The organism is Brevibacillus porteri (assembly GCF_003013475.1).
Lineage (GTDB): Bacteria > Bacillota > Bacilli > Brevibacillales > Brevibacillaceae > Brevibacillus > Brevibacillus porteri.
This window is the reverse complement of the sequence record NZ_PXZO01000040.1, coordinates 1-2,470: the sequence shown is the minus strand read 5'-3', so window position 1 is coordinate 2,470 and position 2,470 is coordinate 1. Positions and strand designations below refer to the sequence as shown.

The following is a 2,470-nucleotide window of genomic DNA, read 5'->3' as shown; positions in this document are numbered from 1 at the left end:
CTAAATGGGGTCTTGACCATTTGGCGAGCAGGGGCTTTTTCTTTTTCAAGCGTATACTCGGTAATGAAAAATCGAACACTATCAGGTGCGACTATGACTACTACGTTTACTACGACAAGAAGGGTGGCAGCCGGATGAAAAAGGTCATACTTTTCCTGATCGACTCCATGATGCCTGATGTTTTGGAGCGATGCATTGCTGCCAATAAAGCACCGGCACTTCGGTTTTTCATGGAGCATAGCCAGTACATACCAGATTGTGTGACTGTTTTCCCTACGATGACGGCTTCGATAGACTGCTCCCTCATAACGGGGGTGTACCCCGATCAGCACAAAGTACCGGGGCTAGTTTGGTATGATGCAGAGCAGAAAAAGATGGTGAATTATATAAATGGGGCCGCTTCTATCCGAAAAATAGGCATTTCGAGCTGTGGCGGAAATGTTCTTTTTGATTTGAATGAACGTCATCTTAGCAAGGATGTCAAAACCATTCATGAGGTACTGGAAGAAAACAATCTCGTATCGGGTTCCATCAATGTGATCGCCCATCGCGGACATAAGCAGCATAAGGTGAAAATGCCGACCTTGCTTGATACAATCACATCTTTTTCCTTGCGAGAAAAGGTGAGTGGTCCAACGATCATGAGTATGGGCACGCTGGTCCGTCCTGCACTGTTTCGCTCTGTCCCGTGGGATTTCGCCCAATCCGCTTTAGAAGGCTACGGGATTAATGATGCCTATGCAATCGATGTTTTGATCGAAGTGATACGCAGCGGTCAGCAGCCGCATTTTACGCTGGTCTATTTGCCAGAGAATGATCATAAACTCCACAATTCCCCGGAGGATGCCGTACAGCACTTGGCAGATGTGGACAAGCAATTGGCTCGTTTGCTGGATAGCTTCGCGTCATGGGAGCAAATGCTGGAGAGAAACGTATGCATTTTGATTAGTGATCATGGACAAACCGTCATCGGAGAAAGTGAAGACCACAATATTCCGCTGGATCATCTCCTGGCGAATTTTTCGATCCATGCGCTTGGCACTGACGTGACATCAGAAGTGGAAGTGGTCATTTGCAATAATGAGCGTATGACTTTTTTGTATCCAGTGAATGGAATGGATCCATTTTCTATTGTAGAAGCGGTTAGTGTGGAAGAAAGAATTGATTTGATTGCTTGGAAAGAGGGCGAGAAGATAAAGGTGCGTCGTGGTGGAACACAACAGGAAATGTGTTTTTGGCGCAATGGGGAGTATCATGATGCGTATGGTTCTTCTTGGTCCATTGAAGGGGACGTTTCCGTGCTGGATGTGCAATATGATGGAGAGTGTCTTTCTTTTGATACATACCCGGATGCTTTTTCTCGACTATACGGGTCGCTGTTCTCGCAGACCGTTGACGTGGTAGTCGTTACTGCTGCCAAGAGCTATGAATTTTTATCGGAATGTGCTCCCACGCATTTAGGTGGAGGAAGTCACGGCTCACTGCATAAGCAAGATTCGCTGATTCCGTTAGTGATTGCAGGTGCTTCGGAGATGTTTCCACTCCCAGCAAGACTGGTTGATGTCAAAGATTTTATTCTTCGAGAGCTGGGGATTCCGTCAGTCTCAAATCGGCAATGAGCGGGACATGATCGGACCAATTGACAGGTAGCAGCTCGTAGTGCTCAATATTCCAGTGATGAGAAGCAAAAATATAGTCCAGACGTCGGCGGAAGGCTGGAAGAGTTGGTCTTTTTTCCTGACCTGAGACAAGAGCACAGTCCATCAGGTGTGGATTAAAGGACACATTACTCGCGTTGAAATCCCCCATTAGGAGTAATGGGGCTTTTGCGTGTTGCTGTATTAATGTCGACATGAGCTGTAGTTGGGCCAGTCTGCTTACTTGATTTAAGCTACAGTGTGTAACGCAAAGCGTAATCGTACGACCGTACCCTTGGAAGGATGCATAAAGGAGGGTTCGTTGCTCTTTTCTGGCTGGCAAAACGATGGCGTCGACATTTTCAAGCGCGTACTTCGATAGCAGTGCATTGCCGTAATACCCATCTCCTATCGCAATTGAAGGGGAGAAGGCTAGGTGATACTGTAATTGATCGGCGATGTAGCTCGCTTGATACCCATACTTCCCGTTTTGGTGGACTTCCTGAAGACCGATGATGTCTGGTTGCAAGTCCTTTAAAGTCAGAGTCATTTCGTTCAAACGTTTTCGCCACCAGAGGTCACGGCCGCTATGAATGTTGTAGCTGACTACACGCACCCTCGTTCACTTCCTTTGTTAGACGTCATTTTTTTAACTTATTTAGTTTTCCCTATTGCATTAGGTTTTAGTCTATGCTATATTAAAAAACGTCGCCTCTGCTTGAGGCACAAATGGAATAAATGCTCCTTGAAAACCGGAATAGAATTAATCTGTGAAAATTAGCTTGTGTTTTACTTGAAGTCAGATTCATCTTCAAACTTTATTGGAGAGTTTG

General features: G+C 45.7%; 2 protein-coding genes. One reads left to right on the top strand and one right to left on the bottom strand.

Annotated elements, in window-relative coordinates:
• Window positions 1–20 precede the first annotated feature (20 nt).
• Window positions 21–1,619 (top strand): alkaline phosphatase family protein, encoded by a 1,599-nt coding sequence (locus C7R92_RS20075; RefSeq protein ID WP_244195781.1) that lies wholly within the window; start codon window positions 21–23, stop codon window positions 1,617–1,619.
• Here the strand turns inward: C7R92_RS20075 and C7R92_RS20070 are convergent.
• Complete coding sequence (locus C7R92_RS20070; RefSeq protein WP_106835409.1) at window positions 1,573–2,253, bottom strand: endonuclease/exonuclease/phosphatase family protein; 681 nt, start codon at window positions 2,251–2,253, stop codon at window positions 1,573–1,575. The genes C7R92_RS20075 and C7R92_RS20070 overlap by 47 nt on opposite strands.
• Window positions 2,254–2,470: the final 217 nt, after the last annotated feature.